The organism is Streptomyces sp. P5F9 (assembly GCF_057961495.1).
The window spans coordinates 1-985 of record NZ_JBXVPZ010000972.1 but is presented as its reverse complement, the minus strand read 5'-3'; the positions used below and the strand labels follow the sequence as shown (position 1 = coordinate 985).

The following is a 985-nucleotide window of genomic DNA, read 5'->3' as shown; positions in this document are numbered from 1 at the left end:
CCGCCCACCAGTTCCCCATGGGCGTCCCCCTCCACCACGACCGCCGCTCCGCCGCCGTCGACTGGGCCCGCCGCACCGGCGGCCTGGTCCTGGAGGACGACTACGACGGCGAGTTCCGCTACGACCGCCAGCCCATCGGCGCCCTCCAGGGACTCGACCCGAACCACGTCGTCTACCTCGGCACCGCCAGCAAGTCCCTCGCCCCCGGCCTCCGCCTCGCCTGGATGGTCCTGCCCCCTTCACTGATGGAGGAGGTCGCACAGGCGAAGGGCGGCATCGACACCTGCGGCGTCCTGGACCAGCTGACCCTCGCCGAGTTCATCACCTCCGGCGCCTATGACCGCCACGTCCGCGCCGCCCGCCTGCGCTACCGCCGCCGCCGCGACACCCTGGTCGACGCCCTCGCCCAGCACGCCCCCGACGTCCACGTCACCGGTATCGCGGCCGGCTTCCACGCCGTCCTCAGCCTCCCGCCCGGCACCGAACAGTCCGTGGTCCAAGCCGCCGCCTGGCAGGGCCTCGCCCTCCACTCGCTGTCCTTCTACCGCCACGAACACGCCCTGGCCGACCCCCTGGACGCCCTGGTGGTGGGCTACGGCACGCCGCCGGACCATGCGTGGGCGGGGGCGGTGGAGGCACTGTGCAGGGTGCTGCCGTGACCTGCGCCGCCGTTTTCGCGTGGCCTGGCCTACACCGTTTCCGCGGGAGCTTCGTCGGCTGCTTCCGCCGGCGCCTCACCAAACCGCGCCAATGCCAACGCCCCCGCCACAGCCACCAGGAACCCCAGCACCGCCAGCCACTCCAACCCGTCCCGCGTACGGTCCCCGAGCCACACCACCCCCACCAGCGCCGGACCGATCGTCTCCCCGATCACCAGCCCGGCGGTGGCCGTCGTCACCGACCCCCGCTGCAGAGCCGTCGTCAGCAGCAGAAACGCGGCGCCCCCACCGACGAGCAGCGCATACGTCGCCGGATTGCCGACCAG

Annotated in this window: 1 protein-coding gene and 1 pseudogene; one reads left to right on the top strand and one right to left on the bottom strand. The window is 73.2% G+C overall.

Annotated features, from left to right (window positions below):
- Window positions 1–659 (top strand): aminotransferase-like domain-containing protein (locus AC31A1_RS51890; RefSeq protein WP_489659991.1); only part of this gene is annotated, 659 nt, incomplete at its 5' end.
- A gap of 29 nt (window positions 660–688) precedes the next feature.
- On the opposite strand, the pseudogene AC31A1_RS51885 reads toward AC31A1_RS51890, so the two are convergent.
- Window positions 689–985, bottom strand: a pseudogene (locus AC31A1_RS51885) (hypothetical protein); the annotation flags it as partial.